At 73.5% G+C, this 14751-nt stretch carries 20 protein-coding genes; 10 read left to right on the top strand and 10 right to left on the bottom strand.

The window, feature by feature from the left end; translation table 11 throughout:
- Window positions 1–115: 115 nt before the first annotated feature.
- Window positions 116–1036, top strand: a complete 921-nt coding sequence (locus ACF07N_RS24115) for a hypothetical protein (protein WP_392116391.1) — start codon at window positions 116–118, stop codon at window positions 1034–1036.
- A gap of 2 nt (window positions 1037–1038) precedes the next feature.
- On the opposite strand, the gene ACF07N_RS24110 is transcribed toward ACF07N_RS24115, so the two are convergent.
- Together ACF07N_RS24110 and ACF07N_RS24105 are read right to left on the bottom strand one after the other, a co-directional pair.
- Window positions 1039–1575 carry a flavoprotein gene (locus ACF07N_RS24110; RefSeq protein WP_392116389.1) on the bottom strand — a complete coding sequence of 179 codons (537 nt, stop codon included), beginning with the start codon at window positions 1573–1575 and terminating at the stop codon, window positions 1039–1041.
- A 26-nt stretch (window positions 1576–1601) separates the two neighbouring features.
- Window positions 1602–2060 (bottom strand): nuclear transport factor 2 family protein, encoded by a 459-nt coding sequence (locus tag ACF07N_RS24105; RefSeq protein WP_392116387.1) that lies wholly within the window; start codon window positions 2058–2060, stop codon window positions 1602–1604.
- Between the two features lie 93 nt (window positions 2061–2153).
- Between ACF07N_RS24105 and ACF07N_RS24100 the strand changes: the two genes are divergently transcribed.
- Window positions 2154–2705, top strand: coding sequence for a TetR/AcrR family transcriptional regulator (locus tag ACF07N_RS24100; protein WP_392116384.1), 552 nt, complete (start codon window positions 2154–2156; stop codon window positions 2703–2705).
- Window positions 2706–2881: 176 nt separating this feature from the next.
- Here ACF07N_RS24100 and ACF07N_RS24095 read toward each other — a convergent pair whose 3' ends face one another.
- Together ACF07N_RS24095 and ACF07N_RS24090 are read right to left on the bottom strand one after the other, a co-directional pair.
- On the bottom strand, window positions 2882–3082 hold the full coding sequence (locus ACF07N_RS24095; protein WP_383587570.1) for a ferredoxin: 201 nt from the start codon (window positions 3080–3082) through the stop codon (window positions 2882–2884).
- A gap of 13 nt (window positions 3083–3095) precedes the next feature.
- The gene (locus ACF07N_RS24090; RefSeq protein ID WP_392116381.1) at window positions 3096–4292 is read right to left on the bottom strand and encodes a cytochrome P450; all 1197 of its coding nucleotides are present in this window, start codon (window positions 4290–4292) and stop codon (window positions 3096–3098) included.
- A gap of 350 nt (window positions 4293–4642) precedes the next feature.
- Here ACF07N_RS24090 and ACF07N_RS24085 point away from each other — a divergent pair, with 350 nt between their 5' ends.
- Window positions 4643–5275 carry a LysE family transporter gene (locus ACF07N_RS24085; RefSeq protein ID WP_392116379.1) on the top strand — a complete coding sequence of 211 codons (633 nt, stop codon included), beginning with the start codon at window positions 4643–4645 and terminating at the stop codon, window positions 5273–5275.
- 89 nt (window positions 5276–5364) lie between these two features.
- Entirely contained in the window at window positions 5365–5814 is a 450-nt protein-coding gene (locus ACF07N_RS24080) for a nitroreductase family deazaflavin-dependent oxidoreductase (RefSeq protein ID WP_392116376.1), read from the top strand.
- A gap of 137 nt (window positions 5815–5951) precedes the next feature.
- Here ACF07N_RS24080 and ACF07N_RS24075 read toward each other — a convergent pair whose 3' ends face one another.
- On the bottom strand, window positions 5952–7016 hold the full coding sequence (locus ACF07N_RS24075) for a cation diffusion facilitator family transporter (RefSeq protein WP_392116374.1): 1065 nt from the start codon (window positions 7014–7016) through the stop codon (window positions 5952–5954).
- Between ACF07N_RS24075 and ACF07N_RS24070 the strand changes: the two genes are divergently transcribed.
- Window positions 7015–8040, top strand: coding sequence for a glutathione S-transferase family protein (locus ACF07N_RS24070; RefSeq protein ID WP_392116371.1), 1026 nt, complete (start codon window positions 7015–7017; stop codon window positions 8038–8040). The two genes, ACF07N_RS24075 and ACF07N_RS24070, sit on opposite strands and share 2 nt — an antisense overlap.
- Window positions 8041–8078: 38 nt before the next feature.
- A complete protein-coding gene (locus ACF07N_RS24065) occupies window positions 8079–8375 on the top strand; it encodes a DUF4235 domain-containing protein (RefSeq protein WP_184915346.1) in 297 nt (98 codons plus the stop codon).
- 121 nt (window positions 8376–8496) lie between these two features.
- Here ACF07N_RS24065 and ACF07N_RS24060 read toward each other — a convergent pair whose 3' ends face one another.
- Both ACF07N_RS24060 and ACF07N_RS24055 read right to left on the bottom strand, forming a co-directional pair.
- Window positions 8497–8889 (bottom strand): VOC family protein, encoded by a 393-nt coding sequence (locus tag ACF07N_RS24060; RefSeq protein WP_383336507.1) that lies wholly within the window; start codon window positions 8887–8889, stop codon window positions 8497–8499.
- 121 nt (window positions 8890–9010) lie between these two features.
- Entirely contained in the window at window positions 9011–9955 is a 945-nt protein-coding gene (locus ACF07N_RS24055; RefSeq protein WP_383336508.1) for a GlxA family transcriptional regulator, read from the bottom strand.
- A 71-nt stretch (window positions 9956–10026) separates the two neighbouring features.
- Here ACF07N_RS24055 and ACF07N_RS24050 point away from each other — a divergent pair, with 71 nt between their 5' ends.
- The 4 genes from ACF07N_RS24050 to ACF07N_RS24035 all read left to right on the top strand — a co-directional run bounded on the left by ACF07N_RS24050 (window position 10027) and on the right by ACF07N_RS24035 (window position 13062).
- Window positions 10027–10977 (top strand): NADP-dependent oxidoreductase, encoded by a 951-nt coding sequence (locus tag ACF07N_RS24050; RefSeq protein ID WP_392116367.1) that lies wholly within the window; start codon window positions 10027–10029, stop codon window positions 10975–10977.
- Between the two features lie 302 nt (window positions 10978–11279).
- The gene (locus tag ACF07N_RS24045) at window positions 11280–11657 is read left to right on the top strand and encodes an anti-sigma factor antagonist (RefSeq protein WP_392116364.1); all 378 of its coding nucleotides are present in this window, start codon (window positions 11280–11282) and stop codon (window positions 11655–11657) included.
- A gap of 105 nt (window positions 11658–11762) precedes the next feature.
- Complete coding sequence (locus ACF07N_RS24040; protein WP_383347817.1) at window positions 11763–12422, top strand: DUF4230 domain-containing protein; 660 nt, start codon at window positions 11763–11765, stop codon at window positions 12420–12422.
- Between the two features lie 100 nt (window positions 12423–12522).
- Window positions 12523–13062, top strand: a complete 540-nt coding sequence (locus ACF07N_RS24035) for a VanZ family protein (RefSeq protein WP_392116360.1) — start codon at window positions 12523–12525, stop codon at window positions 13060–13062.
- Between the two features lie 31 nt (window positions 13063–13093).
- On the opposite strand, the gene ACF07N_RS24030 is transcribed toward ACF07N_RS24035, so the two are convergent.
- The 3 genes from ACF07N_RS24030 to ACF07N_RS24020 are packed head-to-tail and all read right to left on the bottom strand — an operon-like array spanning window position 13094 to window position 14749.
- Window positions 13094–13411, bottom strand: coding sequence for a hypothetical protein (locus tag ACF07N_RS24030; RefSeq protein ID WP_392116357.1), 318 nt, complete (start codon window positions 13409–13411; stop codon window positions 13094–13096).
- Between the two features lie 41 nt (window positions 13412–13452).
- The gene (locus ACF07N_RS24025; RefSeq protein ID WP_383336514.1) at window positions 13453–13689 is read right to left on the bottom strand and encodes a hypothetical protein; all 237 of its coding nucleotides are present in this window, start codon (window positions 13687–13689) and stop codon (window positions 13453–13455) included.
- Window positions 13690–13732: 43 nt separating this feature from the next.
- Window positions 13733–14749, bottom strand: coding sequence for a DNA topoisomerase IB (locus tag ACF07N_RS24020; RefSeq protein ID WP_392116354.1), 1017 nt, complete (start codon window positions 14747–14749; stop codon window positions 13733–13735).
- Between the last annotated feature and the right edge of the window lie 2 nt (window positions 14750–14751).

The raw sequence follows: 14751 nt of genomic DNA, 5'->3' as shown, positions 1-14751 counted from the left end.
GTTGCTGCCCTCAGGTGACCGACCGGCGTGGGAGCGGCCGGGCGGCACGGGCGCCGGCGCATCCTCGGCGCAGGTGACCGGCGTCCGGCCGGTCGGTCACGTCCCGGGAGGACGCGTGGCGGCACGACGCAGGACGTTCAGGATCCTGACCGGGGCGGCCGCGGTCTGCGCCGCCCTGGTCTCCACCGCCTGGAGCCGGCCGGTGCCGCCGCCGGCCGACGTCCGGGCCGAGGCACCGGCGTCCCCGGCACCGGACTCCCCGGCACCGGGCGCGCAGGCACCCGTGGCCGAGGGGCCGGCGACGCTGTGCGCGCCCGCGGGTGTCCTGCGGGGCGCGGGCGGCGAGCGGGCCGTGGTCAGTCTGTGCGCGGGCAGCGGCACGCCCGTGATGGCCGTCTCCGCGCCCGCCTCCTGCCGCCGCCCCGGGGCGTCCGTCCGGTACGCGTGCCTGACCTCCGGCAGTTGGACGGCGCGGCGCGACGGCGCGACCGTGGCTTCCGGCACGCTGCCCGGTTCCCAGCCGTACCCCGGCCCGGGCACCTACGACGTCACCGCCTCGGTGCACGTGCGGTCCACGCCCTCCGGTGTGGACCTGCGGGGCACGGTCCGGGCCACGCTCACCCTGACGGCGCCGAAGCAGCGGCCCACGCACCGGGTCGAGGTGGCCCCGCGGACCCTGCGTCCGGGCACCACGACCACGCTGACCTACCGGGTGTACCGCGACAGCGAACAGGGCGACGGCAGCGCCCGGTTCGGGCTGATCGGCGAGGAGAACACCGGGGTGCGGATCAGCACGGCGGACGCGCGGTGCGTCAATCCGCTGGTCGGCCGGGCCCCCTCGCGCGACCGGCTGACGTACTCGGTCGACTGCGCGCTCACCGACCTGCAGCCCGGGCGCCCGGCCACCGTACGGGTGAAGGTGCGGCTGGACTCGGCCTGCTCGACGGTGGTCTCGAAGCTGGGTTACTGGATGCCGCGCGGGCAGGCGCTGTACACCGGCGGCATGGTCGAGGGCCCGACGGTCGGCTGCTCCTGACCTCAGGGGCGTTCGAGCAGGTCCAGCGCCCGCGTCCAGGCGAAGTCCGGCAGCGCGCCGCCCGGGCCGGGCTCCCCGGTGTACGGCTCGCCGAAGCGCACGCCCATGCCGCGCAGCCGTTCGAGGGCGGCCCGGTAGGCGGGGTGCGCCGCCAGCGCGCCGGCCACGCAGGGCAGGACGGCGATCGGCACCCCGAGGCCCGCGGCCTCGCAGAGGGTGCCGAGCGCGAGGGTGTCGGCGATGCCCGCCGCCCACTTGTTGACGGTGTTGAAGGTGGCGGGGGCGACCACCACGGCGTCGGGCGCCGGGAACGGCCGCGGCTCGCCCGGCGTGCGCCAGGCGGACCGGATGGCGCGGCCGGTGCGGGCCTCGACGGCGGCGGTGTCGAAGAAGCCGTTCACGGCGGCCGGCGTCGCGATGACACCGACGTCCCAGTCCCGCTCCTGCGCGGCGGCGACGAGTGCGCCGACGCCGGCCGCGACGCCGGCCGCACAGACGACGACGTAGAGGAAGGGCTTGGGTGGGGTCTGTCCGGTCATCCCGGACACCCTAGTGACCGCGCGGGTCACCGCAGCGGGAAGGTGCGCCCCCGCTCCCCCTCCGGACGCGGACCGCGGATGCGGCGGTCCTCCTCCTCGATCCGTACGTCGTTGATGCTGGCCTCCCGGCGGGCCATCAGGCCGTGCGCGTCGAACTCCCACAGCTCGTTGCCGTAGGAGCGCCACCACTGCCCGTCGGCGTCGCGGGACTCGTACTGGAAGCGGACGGCGATGCGGTTGCCGTCGAAGGCCCACAGGTCCTTGCGCAGGGCGTACTCCTCCTCCCGCGCCCACTTCTCGGTGAGGAAGGCGACGATCCCGGCGCGGCCGGTGACGAACCAGTCGCGGTTGCGCCAGACGGAGTCCTCCGTGTACGCGAGGGCGACCCGGTGGGGGTCGCGGGTGTTCCAGGCGTCCTCGGCGGCCTGCACCTTCTGCGCCGCCGTCTCGCGGGTGAAGGGCGGCAGGGGCGGGCGTTCGGTCACGGGTCCTCCCGGCACACGGAGGAGAACGTGCGTTCTCCAGTAGGCTGTTCACCGTATGAGAACGCCCGTTCTCGCGTCAAGGGGTGGTCGTGCGTGGACACTGCGGAGGCCCGGCAGCGGGCGCTGGACGCCGCGGAGGAGCTGTTCTACGGGCGGGGCGTGCAGTCCGTCGGCATGGACGCCGTGCGCGGCGCGTCCGGGGTCTCGCTCAAGCGGCTCTACCAGCTGTTCCCCGCCAAGGAGCAGCTGGTGGAGGCCTACCTGGAGCGGCGCGACACCCGCTGGCGCGGGCGGCTGGCCGCGTACGTCGAGGAGCACGAGGACCCGCACGAGCGGATCCTCGCCGTGTTCGACTGGCTGGGCCGCTGGTTCGCCGAGCCCGGTTTCCGGGGCTGCGCGTGGATCAACGCGTACGGCGAACTGGGCGCCACCTCCCCGCGGGTGGCGGACCGGGTGCGGGCCCACAAGCGGGCGTTCCGGGAGTACCTCGACTCCCTCGCCGTCGCCGCCGGGCTGCCCGCCGCGGTGGGCGGGCAGCTGTTCCTGCTGGCGGAGGGAGCGATGGTCACGGCGGGCATCTGCGGCGGCCCGGAGCCCGCGGCCGAGGCGCGTGAGGCGGCCCGGCTGCTGCTGCGCGCCGCGTGAGCCGGAGTGCGGCCCGGCGGGGGCGCGTCGGGGGAGCCCCCGCGGCCGTCCTGAGGTCGGGGTCAGGGCCGGGGCCCGAGTCGGGGCCGGGGCCGGAATCGAGGTCGGGATGGGAGTGGGGGCCGGGGCCCGGACGGGAGTGGGGGCCGGGGCCCGGACGGGAGTCGGGGCCGGGGTCAGCCCACCGTCTCCGCGACGGTGATGGCGCTCACCGGGCAGGCCCGGGCCGCCTCGTGCAGCAGCGGGCTGCCGCCGCCGTCCTCGCGGCCGGGCAGCACGGTGCTGTAGCCGTCGTCGTCCTGGGTGAACACGTCCGGGGCGGTCAGGGCGCACTGGCCCGCGCCGATGCAGACGTCCTTGTCGATGTCGATGCGCATGTGCGGAAGCCTCTTACCAGGTCACGGGGAGTTCCAGCATCCCCTGGATCGTGTCGCCCGGTTTGAAGGGGATCTCCTCGGCCGGGGCGGCCAGGCGCAGCGCGGGCAGCCGGGCGAAGAGGGTGCGCAGGGCGATCTCCAGTTCCGCGCGTGCGAGGTTCTGGCCGAGGCACTGGTGGATGCCGAAGCCGAACGCCACGTGGTGACGGGCCGGCCGATTCCAGTCGAGCGCGTCCGGCTCGGCGTAGACGGTCTCGTCGCGGTTGATGACCGAGGTCGCGAAGACGACCCCCTCACCCGCGCGGATCGTCGTCCCGGCCACCTCGACGTCCTCGACGGCGACCCGCAGCAGGCCGTCCGCGATCGACAGCAGCCGCATCAGTTCCTCGACCGCGGCCGGCACCAGCTCCGGGTCGGCGCGCAGTTCGGCGAGCCGCTCGGGATGCCGGAGCAGGGTGAAGGTGCCGAGGGAGATCATGTTGGCGGTCGTCTCGTGCCCGGCGACGAGCAGGATGAGGGCCAGGGCGATCAGGCCCTCGCGGTCCAGCGCGCCCTCGCCGAGCTGCCGCTGGACCAGGTCGTCGAGCAGGCCGGTGCCCAGGTCGTTCCGCTTGCGGTCGATCAGCTCGCCGAAGTACGCCTCCAGGCGGTCCCGGGCGTCGAGCACGTCCGACGTCTCCGGGCCGCGCAGCAGCCGCCGCGACTGGGCCTCGAAGAAGTCGTGGTCGGCGTACGGGACGCCGAGCAGGGCGCAGATCACCATGGACGGCACGGGCAGCGCGAAGGCGCTCACCAGGTCGGCGGGCGGGCCCTGGGCGATCATCGCGTCGAGCCGTTCGTCCACGATCCGCTGGATGCGGGGCCGGAGTTCGACGGCCCGCTTGAACGTGAAGTCACCGACGACCATGCGCCGCTGGGTCCGGTGCTCGGGGTCGTCGACGCCCAGCAGGGCCGTGCGGCGGTTGCGGATCCCGGCGAAGCGCTTGGTCGGTGACGGGAAGCCGGGCCGATCGCGGTTGGAGGACAGGCGCGGGTCGGCCAGCAGCGCGCGGGCGGTGGCGTGCCCGCTGACCAGCCAGGCCTCGCGGCCGTCGTAGAGGGTGACGCGGCTCAGGGGGCGCTCGGCGCGCAGCGGCTCGTAGGCGGTGGGCGGGTGGTAGGGGCAGGTCCGGCTCTGGGGGAAGACGACGGGTGCGGTCGTGTCCGTCATGAAGACCTCGCAGACGAAGTGTGCGTCGTGCCGCTCTTCATTAGATGCCCCAGGCACCTATGGGGCGACGTGAAGTTCAGCCATGTCGGGGGTGACGTGCAAGTTGGCCGGGGAACGCCGTCGTCCGGTTCGAACGGCGGCGGCGGTCCGCCCCCTCGGCCGAGGCGGCGGCGGTGCCCTGGCGGGGTGTGCCGGCCCGGCATCGAAAACCGGTTGCCGGTGCGGCGGGCAGGGGCGCAGGATCCAGCCATGCCTGCCTTCGACGCCTCCGCGCCGCTGCCCGCCGCCGCCCCCGCCGCGCGCCGGCAGCAGCGCTCCGGCCGCCCGGGAGGGCCGAGCGCGCCCCGGTCATGACCGCCGCGCTCGTCGCCGGGCTGCTCGCCGGGTACGGCATCGCCGTCCCCGTGGGCGCCGTCGGGACCTACCTCGTCTCCCTCACGGCCCGCACCTCCCTGCGCACCGGCGTCTGCGCCGCGTTGGGCGTCGCCACCGCCGACGGGATCTACGCCCTCGCCGCGACGCTCGGCGGGACGGCCCTGGCCACCGCGCTGCGGCCGGCGCTGGGGCCGCTGCGGTGGGTCTGTGTGCTGGTGCTGCTCGGCCTGGCGGTGTGGGGGGCCGTCAGCGCGCTGCGCGAGTACCGCGGTCACCGGCTCGCCACGCGCACGGCCCCCGCTCCCCCGGGTCCCGCCCGGGCGTTCTGGGGACTGCTCGGCATCACCCTGCTCAACCCCACGACCGTGATCTACTTCGCCGCGCTGGTGCTCGGCTCGCAGGCCGCGGGCCCGGCCGGGCCGTGGGAGCAGGGCGTGTTCGTGGTGGCCGCCTTCGCCGCCTCCGCGAGCTGGCAGGTGCTGCTCGCCGGGAGCGGGGCACTGCTGGGCCGGGCGCTGACCGGGCACCGGGGCCGGCTGGCCACGGCCCTGGTCGCGAGCGGCGTGATGACGGCGCTGGCCGTGCGGATGGCGGTGGCACCGGGGTGAGTGCCCGGCGTGGGCCGGATGATTCCCGGGCGTGCCCGTGTTGCAGTGACCAGCCAGTCAGCCGTGGACACGACGATGGGACGGATGCCATGCCTCTTGAGGGCGAGTACGAACCGAGCCCGACCGGATGGGTGCGCCGGCAGGTGGAGCTGTACGAGAGTTCCGGCGGCACGCGGGGGACGACGCTGCAGGGCACGAACCTGCCTGTGGTGGTCCTGACGACCCGGGGTGCGCGGAGCGGGAAGCTGCGCAAGACACCGGTCATGCGCGTGGAGCACGAGGGCCGGTACGCCGCGGTGGCCTCCCTCGGGGGCGCGCCCAAACACCCCGTCTGGTACTTCAACCTCAAGGCCGACCCCCGTGCCGAACTCCAGGACGGCCCGGTGAAACGGGACATGACGGCCCGTGAGGTCACGGGTGCGGAGAAGGCCCGGTGGTGGGAGCGCGCCGTCGCGGCGTATCCGGCGTACGCCGACTATCAGCGGAAGACGGACCGGGAGATCCCGGTGTTCGTGCTGGAGCCGGTCGAGGAGGGCTGAGCCCGCGGGGCGGCTTCGCCGGAGTCGGGCGGGGGTCGCCCAGTCCGGCCGGGGATGCCTCTCACGGGGCTTTCGGCGGTCGGCGAAAAAAACTTCGGCTCGGGTGCATGAAGCGTCGGCGGCGGGGCACGCGTGGGTCAGGCCCCGCCGCGCTCCCCCGTCGCGGCGGGGCTTTCCGCTGCCTCGCGCGCGAGGCGGCGGTCCGTGACGTCGAGGAAGATCTGCTCCGCCTCGGGCACCGTGTTGGCGATGGAGCGCTTGATGCGGACGGCGACCTCCTCCACCCGCTCGCTGTCCAGGCCCGGCACCAGGTCGACGCGGGCCGCCACCAGGGTCGAGTCGAGGCCCGTCTTCATCGTGAAGAGCGCCTCCACACTGTCTATCTCGGGCTGCGCCCGCAGCAGTGCCCGGATCCGGCCGCTCGCCTCCGGGTCGGCCGCCTCGCCGATGAGCTGGTCGCGGGCCTCCCGGCCCAGCCGGTAGGCGACGTAGACCAGCAGCGCGCCGATCGCGAGCGACGCGCCCGCCTCCCACACCACCTGCCCGGTGGCCATGTGCAGGGCCATGCCCACGATCGCCAGGGTGACGCCGAGCACCGCGGTGCCGTCCTCCGCGACGACCGTCCGCAGGGCCGGATCGCGCAGTCCGGCACGCGCACCGCCCTGGCGCCGCACCTGGTACAGGGCGCGCAGCAGGGAACCCCCCTCCGCGAGAAGGGCGATGCCGAGCACGACGAGACCGGCGACGTACCCGCCGAGGTCCTCCTCCGATCCCTTCGTCAGGGCCTCGATGCCCTGGAAGAACGAGAAGCAGCCGCCCATCACGAAGATCCCGACGGCCGCGAGGAGCGACCAGAAGAACCGCTCCTTGCCGTAGCCGAAGGGATGCCGCCGGTCGGCGGGGCGCCGGCTGCGGCGCAGCGCCGCGAGCAGGAACACCTCGTTCAGGCTGTCGGCCACCGAGTGGGCCGCCTCCGACAGCAGGGCGGGTGATCCCGCGGCGAGGCCGCCGACGGCCTTCGCCGCCGCGATCACCAGGTTGGCCGCGAGCGCCACCAGGACGGTGACGCGTGTCCTCCGATCCGATCCTTCTTCAGTCACCTCCGCCGATTGCCCCGGTCGGCGGCGTCCACACCGTGCCGTCCGCGGAAAACGGGGAACGCGTTCACCAGGGAACACGTACGGCAAGGAGGTCACCCCCATGAGCCGCGACGACGGCGACGACGGCAACAGCGCCTACGGGAGGAGGACGTTCAAGCGGTCCACGGCACACTTCGCGGACCGGGTCACGGCGGACGGCCGGGACGGCTGGCCGGTTCAGGCCGGCCGCTACCGCCTGGTCGTCAGCCGCGCCTGCCCCTGGGCGAGCCGGTCGCTGGTCTCCCGGCGGCTGCTGGGTCTGGAAGACGCGCTGTCGCTGGCCGTCGCCGATCCGATCCAGGACGACCGCAGCTGGCGCTTCACCCTGGACGAGGACGGCCGCGACCCGGTCCTCGGCATCCGCTACCTGAGTGAGGCGTACGACCGCCGGGAGACGGACTACCCGGGCGGTGTCAGCGTGCCGGCGCTCGTGGACGTGCCGAGCGGACAGCTCGTCACCAACGACTACCAGCAGCTCACGCTCGACCTCGCGACCGAGTGGACGTCCCTGCACCGCGAGGGGGCGCCGGACCTGTATCCGGAACGGCGGCGCGACGAGATCGACGAGGTGATGGCGGACGTCTACGAGGACGTCAACAACGGTGTGTACCGGGCGGGGTTCGCCACCGGGCAGGAGGAGTACGAGGCCGCCTGCGCGGGCGTGTTCCGGCGGCTGGAGCTGCTCGCGGAGCGGCTGGAGCGGCAGCGCTACCTCGTGGGCGACACCATCACCGAGGCGGACATCCGGCTGTTCACCACGCTGGTGCGTTTCGACGCGGTCTATCACGGCCACTTCAAGTGCAACCGCTGGAAGCTGACGGAGAACCGGGTGCTGTGGGCGTACGCGCGTGACCTCTACCAGACGCCCGGGTTCGGCGACACCGTCGACTTCGACCACATCAAGCGGCACTACTACCAGGTGCACACCGGCATCAACCCGACCCGTGTGGTGCCGCTCGGGCCGGACCTGTCCGGCTGGCTGACCCCGCATCACCGCGAGGAGCTGGGCGGCCGGCCGTTCGGTGACGGCACTCCGCCCGGGCCGGTCCGTGCCGAGGAGCGGATCCCGGCGGCGCACACCCCCTGACCCTGTTCGACCGACCCTCAGTCATCAAGGAGATCCCCGTGGCAAAGAAGAAGAAGATGTCCCTCGCCTACCAGCCGCTCGGGTTCGTGCTCGGCTGGTCGGGCGGCTGGCTGGCCGGGCTCGCCTTCCGCAAGACGTGGATGGCGATCCGGAACGAGGAGGACGCGCCCGACGCGCTGGACAAGGACCGCGGCTGGGGCGAGGTGCTGCTGGCCGCCGCGATCCAGGGCGCCATCTTCGCCGTGGTGCGCAGCGCGGTGGACCGGGCCGGCGCCAAGGCCATCGAGCGTTCGACCGGCACGTGGCCGGTCGGTGAGAAGGGCGGCCGGGACTGACACGGCCGGCCCCCTGACGACGCGGCCCCGCCCGGCCCTGTGCCGGGCGGGGCCGTCCGTGTGTGTCACGGCCGCCGCGGGGGTGGCGTGCCGGGGTCGCGCGCCACCCCCTTGGTCCGGTTCAGCCCTGCTTGGGTGCCGTGGGGGTGGTGCGGCGCAGGGTGAAGGAGTGCCCGGCCGGGTCGGCGTAGCCGCGCTCCTCGTGCGGGCCCGAGGCCTCCTTGGCCTCCAGGGGACGGCCGCCGAGGCTGACGACGCGGCGCTCCACCGCGTCGAGGTCGTCCACCACGAACTCCAGGTGGGCCTGGAGGGAGTTCTCCGGGCGCGGCCAGCTGGGCGGCGTGGCGTTGACGTCCCGGCGCAGTGCGATCCGGAAGCCGTCGGCGGTCCTGATCTCCACCCGGTTGGCGGTCGCCTCCGACTCCTCTCCCTCCAGCAGTTCCTTGTAGAACACGGCGAGCTTCTCGGGCTCGGCGCAGTCGAGCACGAGGACCCCCGCTTTCACCAGTGCCATGTCTCCTCCGCAGGATTACGGCCGCGGGGCAGGCGTGCTCCGCGGCCCCGTATCTTGCGGATATCCCGGACCGGCCGATTCAGTCGGTGCTCAACCAGCGTTGATCGCGCGGGAGTTCGGATCAACGCGCCGTCTGGAACGTACGGCGGTAGGCCTGCGGCGAGACGCCGATCGCCGCGTGCAGGTGCTGGCGCAGGGAGGCACCGGTCGCGAAGCCGACCATGCCGGCGATCTGGTCCACGGTCAGGTCGCTGGACTCCAGCAGGTGCCGTGCCCGGGCGACGCGCTGCTGGATGAGCCAGCGCCCCGGGCTGAGCCCCACCTCGTCGTGGAAGCGGCGGGCGAAGGTGCGCTGGCTCATCCGGGCGTGGCCGGACAGATCGGCCAGGGTGAGCGGTTCGCCGAGGCGTTCCAGGGCCCAGGCGCGGGTGGCGGCGGTGCTCGCGGCGCCCGGCTCGGGGACGGGCTGCTCGATGTACTGGGCCTGGCCGCCGTCCCGGAAGGGCGGGACCACGCAGCGGCGGGCGACGCTGTTCGCGAGTGTGCTGCCGTGGTCCTTGCGGACCAGGTGGAGGCAGACGTCCACGCCGGAGGCGGCGCCGGCCGAGGTCAGGAACGGGTCGTCGTCGACGAAGAGCACGTCCGGGTCGAGGTCGACGCGCGGGAACATGCGCCGGAACGCGTCGGCGACCTGCCAGTGGGTGGTGGCCCGGCGCCCGTCGAGGAACCCGGCGCCGGCCAGGACGAAGGCGCCCGTGCAGATGGAGACGATGCGGGCGCCGGGCCGGATGAGCGCGAGGGCGGCCAGGACGGCGTCGGGCACCTCGGCGGTCAGGTGGGTGGGCGCGACCGGTGCGATGACGACCGTGCCGGCGGTGGCCAGGACCTCGGGTCCGTGCTCCACGGTGATGCCGAAGTCGGCGTTGGTGCGCACCGGGCCGCCGTCGACCGAGCAGGTCAGCACCTCGTACCGGCCGTCGGCGGCGCCGAGGATCCGGCTGGGGATGCCCAGCTCGAAGGGGTACACGCCGTCCAGTGCCAGGACCACCACTCGCTCACGCTGCATGGCACGATCCTATCGAATGTTGACCATCTTGCCATTGGCGGACGGTGTGGGAACCGGCACGCTGGATCACCATGAGCACACAGAACACGATGCGAGCCATCAGCCAGGACGTCCTCGGCGGTCCCGAGGTCCTGAAGGAAGTGGAGATCGAGCGCCCGGTGCCGGGGCCGAACAAGGTGCTGGTCCGGGTGCGGGCGGCCGGGCTCAATCCGACCGACTGGAAGCACCGCGCGACCGGCGGCTTCCTGGGCGAGCCGCCCTTCGTGCTGGGCTGGGACGTCTCCGGCGTCGTGGAGGCGGTCGGCATCGGCGTGGCGGCGTTCGAGCCCGGTGACGAGGTCTTCGGCATGCTGCCGTACCCGTACGGGCACGGTTCGCACGCCGAGTACGTCATCGCGCCGGTGCGCGCCCTCGCGCGCAAGCCGGCCGGGATCGACCACGTCCAGGCGGGCGCGCTCCCGCTGGTCTCGCTCACCGCGTGGCAGGCGCTGACCGAGTACACCGACGTGCGGGCCGGGCAGCGGGTGCTGATCCACGCGGCCGCGGGCGGGGTCGGGCACGTGGCGGTGCAGATCGCCAAGGAGCGCGGAGCGTATGTGATCGGCACCGCGAGCGCGGGCAAGCACGGCTTCCTGCGCGAGATCGGCGTGGACGAGGCGGTGGACTACCGGGAGACGGACTTCGCGGAGGCCGTGAAGGACGTCGACGTCGTGCTGGACACGATCGGCGGAGACACCTCCCTGCGTTCGCTGCGCGTACTGCGGCCGGGCGGCGCCGTGGTCTCGATCCTGCCGGGCGGCTCGGACGAGTTCCCCCGGGAGGCCGAGCGGCTCGGTGTCCGGGCGGTGCGCATGCTGGTGGACGCCGACCGCGCGGACATGGAGGCGATCGGGCGCCTCGCGGAGGCGGGCACGCTCCGCGCCACGATCGCGGGCACCTTCCCGCTCTCCGCTGCCGCCGAGGCCCACGCCCAGGGCGACACGGGCCGCACGACGGGGAAGCTGGTGCTGGTGAACGACTGAGCGGGTGCGTCCCGCAGGGTGACGGGCCGGGGTGCCGCGGGCGGCAGGCTCTCGTGAGGGCCCGGCACGGCTTGCCGTAGCGCGCCATGTGCGCACCGGGCGTCCCATGTGCCCCGCGGTGCGCCCGCGCTCACGACCGCGCGCGCCCCGGCGCGAACCTCGGCCAACTCGGCCGCAATTCAAAGACATATGTCAATCGAACATGCTCAAATTCACTCGATGGAGGGTAACTTGCAGGGCGGGGACCGGTCGTGAGGCCGCCGCCCCTCTCACGCACGGAGCAGGCTGGAGGCGATCTCGTCGTGCGGCAGGAACCTGCACCGCTCACCCGGCATCTGCGCATCCGCCAGGAACGGGGGCACACGGTGCTGGAGTTCCGCGGCGAGATCGATCTCGCCGCGGCCGCGGAGATCGCCCCGCACCTGGACCGGGAGACCGACCGCCCCGGCGTCCGGGTGGTGCTCGACCTCAGCCCTGTCGAGTTCTTCGACTGCTCGGGCCTGCGGCTGCTGTACCGGGCCCGCAGCCGGGTGCTCGACCGGCACGGCTCCGTGCTGCTGGTCTGCTCCCACCCGCTGACCCTGCGCGTCCTGCGGATCACCGGCCTGTCCCGGCTGCTGCCGCCGCAGCCCACGCTGGACGCGGCGCTGCACCTGCCGGAGGCGACGCCGCGCCCCTGAGGGCGGTGCGCCCGGCGCGCCCCCTCCGGGGCCGTCGCCTCCCCAACTCACCGGTCTGGCCCGGCATGTGGCGGGCATGCGGTGAGTAGGAAGGAGGGCCGTCGCATGTCGACTCCCGTCAAGCGCCCCAGGCGCATGCCCGGCTGGGCCAAGGTGGTGGCCGCGTTCGTGCTGGTGCTCGTCGTGTTCTTCGCCGGGATCCGGCTGAGCGTCGTTCCGGGCCTGAAGGATCTGTTCGGCACCGAGACCCACGACCGGTCCGGCCCCGCACTGCTGAAGTCCATCCAGGACATCAGCCGTTACGAGGCCGCCTCCGGCAACTTCCAGGTCGTCGTCGACCTGGAGAAGGACGCCAAGTTCCTCCCCGACGCGATCCGCGGCACCCGCACCCTGTACGTCGGGGCGGGCAGCGTCGACGCCTACGTCGACCTGGGCAAGGTCGGCGAGAACGACATCGAGGTCAACGGCGACCGCACCTCGGCCACGCTCCGGCTGCCCCACGCCCGGCTGGGCAAGCCCGCCCTCGACCCCGACCGCTCCTACGCCGTCTCCAAGCAGCGCGGTCTCTTCGACCGGCTCGGCGACCTCTTCTCGGACAACCCCAACGGGGAGCAGGCCGTGCAGCAGCTGGCCGTGCGGCACATCGGCGACGCGGCGAAAGAGAGCGAGCTGACCGCACGCGCCGAGTCGAACACCACGAGCATGCTGGAAGGCCTGCTGCGTTCCCTGGGCTTCAAGGACGTGCGCGTCTCGTACGGGAACTGACCGGCGGGAAAACGACGGTGGGAACGGGCGGCGGCGGCATCGCCGCCGTTTCCTTGGGTAACCGGCGTACCAGGCAAGGACGTTGAAGACTGGAGGAGACATGGCCGGTGCAGCCTCACGCCCCCGTAGCGAGGATTCCGGGAGCGAGCGGCGCCCGCTTCCGCTGCCCCTCCGGCTTCTTGCGGTGCTCTGCGCCTTCGCGTTCATGGTCGCCTTCGCGGTGGTGCTGGCGCGGCTGACTCTCCAGCCCTCGCCCGCCTCGGAGGCCCTGACCCACACCAACCTGCGGCCGGGCGACTCGCTCAGGGCCTATCTCGACCAGCCGGAGCTGCGCGACGCCGTCAAGCAGATCGGCGGCAACATCCTGCTGGGCATCCCCTTCGGCGTGCTGGTCCCCATCGTCGCTCCCCGCACCCGCGGCATCCTGCGCGTGCTGCTGCTGACCGCCGTGGTGATGCTCCTGGTGGAGTTCGCCCAAGGCGCCCTGGTGACGGGCCGGGCCTTCGACGTCGACGACGTCATCCTCAACACGACGGGCGCGCTGATCGGCTACCTGCTCCTGGGCCGCCGCCTGAGCCGCGCGGTCCACGCGCGCAAGCCGCGCCGCTCCGGCGCCACCAGGACACCGGTGAAGAGCTGACGCCCCGGCCCCGCGTCAGACCTCCCCGATCTCATGTCGGACCGTCGACGCGGACCAGCCCGTCAAGTGCGTCGAGGCGGGCCGCCAGCGCCGCGTCCTCGGCGTCCGTGGTGGTGAGCAGCAGGACCCAGTCCGCCGGGAGCTCCTCCGTGTACAGATCGTCCTCGCCGTCTTCACCGGGGATCCTGTTGGGCTGGATCCGCATCTGCCCGCCCGGAAAGGTGGCGAGGTGATAAGCACCCAGGAAGGAGCTGTCGCGGGCGGCGAAGACCAGCCCCAGACGGGTTCCCACCAGGGATGCGAGGTCGTCGGGCGCGTGGGCGCCGGTGCCGTGGGCGTAATCGGGCATGATCGGGAGATCGTATGCCACGGCCGTGCGGGGCGACACGGCTAGTGCACGGTCCAGGTGAACTTGTCGCCGCCGACCCAGCGGACGGTGTCGGGGTCGTCCAGGTCGTGGACCGTGATACCGAACGCGGCCGCGGCCGCGAGGACGTCCGTGACGGCTCTGGCCTCCCCGACCACCTGGCCGTCGATCTCCACGATCCGGAACGGCGGTGTGCCCGGCTGCACCCCGAGCACCATGATCCGCGGGTGGGATATGTACGGGCTCGCGCTTTCGGTCATGCATCGAGCGTAGAGCGGAACCGGCCGGAGCGCGGGTCGCGGGTCAGCGGCCGAGCAGGTCGAGGACGGCCGCCTCGACGGCGCCCTGCGTGGCCGGGCGCCCGAAGTCGCCGTGTTCCCCCAGCCGGGTGAGCGCGGGCGCGATCGTCTCCCCCTGCTCGAACAGTTCGAAGACGCGCGGGTCGATGTAGGAGGCACGGCACACGGCCGGGGTGTTGCCGAGGTAGTGGCTGACCTCGCGCACGGCCCGCGACGCCTGACGGCGCCGGGCCGCGGCCGTGTCCCGGGCGGCCTCGGGGATGACGGCCAGCGCGACGGCGGCGAGGACGGTGGCGTGCCAGGTACGGAAGTCCTTGGCCGTGATGTCGACCCCGGACAGCCGGCGCAGCGCCTCGTTCAGGTCGGCGCTGTGCAGCTCGTGCCAGGCCCGCCCCTCCCAGTACGCGAGCAGCCGCTCCCCCTCCCGCCGGCGCCTGAGCAGGGCGCGCACGACGGCATGCGCCTGCTCGTCGACGAGGGCCCGTACGAGATCGATACCACCCTTGGCCGGATAGCTGAAGGCGATCTCGCCCCGGCCGCAGGCGACGTGCTCGCGCAGCATCGTCGTCAGGCCGTAGGTGCCGTTGTCGCGGGTGTGCCGGTCGCTGCCGATGCGGAAGAAGCCGAGGTCCAGCAGGCGCACGGCGCAGGCGGTGACCCGGGCCCGGCTCAGTCCGCGCCCGGCCAGGTCGGACGAGACCCGGGCGCGCAGCTCCGGCAGGGTGCGGGCGACCTCGCGCACGTGCTCGTGCTTGGCCTGCTCGCGCTGGGCGCGGAACTCCTCGTGGTACAGGTACTGCCGGCGGCCGGCGTCGTCGGTGCCGACGGCCTGGAGGTGGCCGTTGGCCCGGCGGCAGATCCACACGTCCCGCCAGGCGGGCGGGATGACCAGGGCCTTGATCCGGGCGAGGTGCTCCGGGTCGGACAGCCGGCGGCCGTCGGCGTCCAGGTAGCGGAAGCCGCGCCCGTGGCGGACGCGGCGGAACCCCGGTTCCTCGCAGGAGCTCGTGCGCAGTCTCACCG

Origin of the sequence: Streptomyces sp. NPDC015242 (genome assembly GCF_043079125.1) — a bacterium.
In the GTDB taxonomy this organism is placed as follows: domain Bacteria; phylum Actinomycetota; class Actinomycetes; order Streptomycetales; family Streptomycetaceae; genus Streptomyces.
This window is presented reverse-complemented; position numbering and strand designations above follow the sequence as displayed.

Excerpts from the sequence above, each read along its gene's own strand:
- ACF07N_RS24110 (WP_392116389.1), bottom strand. The coding sequence starts at position 1,575 with ATGACCGGACAGACCCCACCCAAGCCCTTCCTCTACGTCGTCGTCTGT.
- ACF07N_RS24095 (WP_383587570.1), bottom strand. The coding sequence starts at position 3,082 with ATGCGCATCGACATCGACAAGGACGTCTGCATCGGCGCGGGCCAGTGC.
- ACF07N_RS24090 (WP_392116381.1), bottom strand. The coding sequence starts at position 4,292 with ATGACGGACACGACCGCACCCGTCGTCTTCCCCCAGAGCCGGACCTGC.
- ACF07N_RS24085 (WP_392116379.1), top strand. The coding sequence starts at position 4,643 with ATGACCGCCGCGCTCGTCGCCGGGCTGCTCGCCGGGTACGGCATCGCC.
- ACF07N_RS24080 (WP_392116376.1), top strand. The coding sequence starts at position 5,365 with ATGCCTCTTGAGGGCGAGTACGAACCGAGCCCGACCGGATGGGTGCGC.
- ACF07N_RS24070 (WP_392116371.1), top strand. The coding sequence starts at position 7,015 with ATGAGCCGCGACGACGGCGACGACGGCAACAGCGCCTACGGGAGGAGG.
- ACF07N_RS24075 (WP_392116374.1), bottom strand. The coding sequence starts at position 7,016 with ATGGGGGTGACCTCCTTGCCGTACGTGTTCCCTGGTGAACGCGTTCCC.
- ACF07N_RS24060 (WP_383336507.1), bottom strand. The coding sequence starts at position 8,889 with ATGGCACTGGTGAAAGCGGGGGTCCTCGTGCTCGACTGCGCCGAGCCC.
- ACF07N_RS24055 (WP_383336508.1), bottom strand. The coding sequence starts at position 9,955 with ATGCAGCGTGAGCGAGTGGTGGTCCTGGCACTGGACGGCGTGTACCCC.
- ACF07N_RS24050 (WP_392116367.1), top strand. The coding sequence starts at position 10,027 with ATGAGCACACAGAACACGATGCGAGCCATCAGCCAGGACGTCCTCGGC.
- ACF07N_RS24040 (WP_383347817.1), top strand. The coding sequence starts at position 11,763 with ATGTCGACTCCCGTCAAGCGCCCCAGGCGCATGCCCGGCTGGGCCAAG.
- ACF07N_RS24035 (WP_392116360.1), top strand. The coding sequence starts at position 12,523 with ATGGCCGGTGCAGCCTCACGCCCCCGTAGCGAGGATTCCGGGAGCGAG.
- ACF07N_RS24030 (WP_392116357.1), bottom strand. The coding sequence starts at position 13,411 with ATGCCCGATTACGCCCACGGCACCGGCGCCCACGCGCCCGACGACCTC.
- ACF07N_RS24025 (WP_383336514.1), bottom strand. The coding sequence starts at position 13,689 with ATGACCGAAAGCGCGAGCCCGTACATATCCCACCCGCGGATCATGGTG.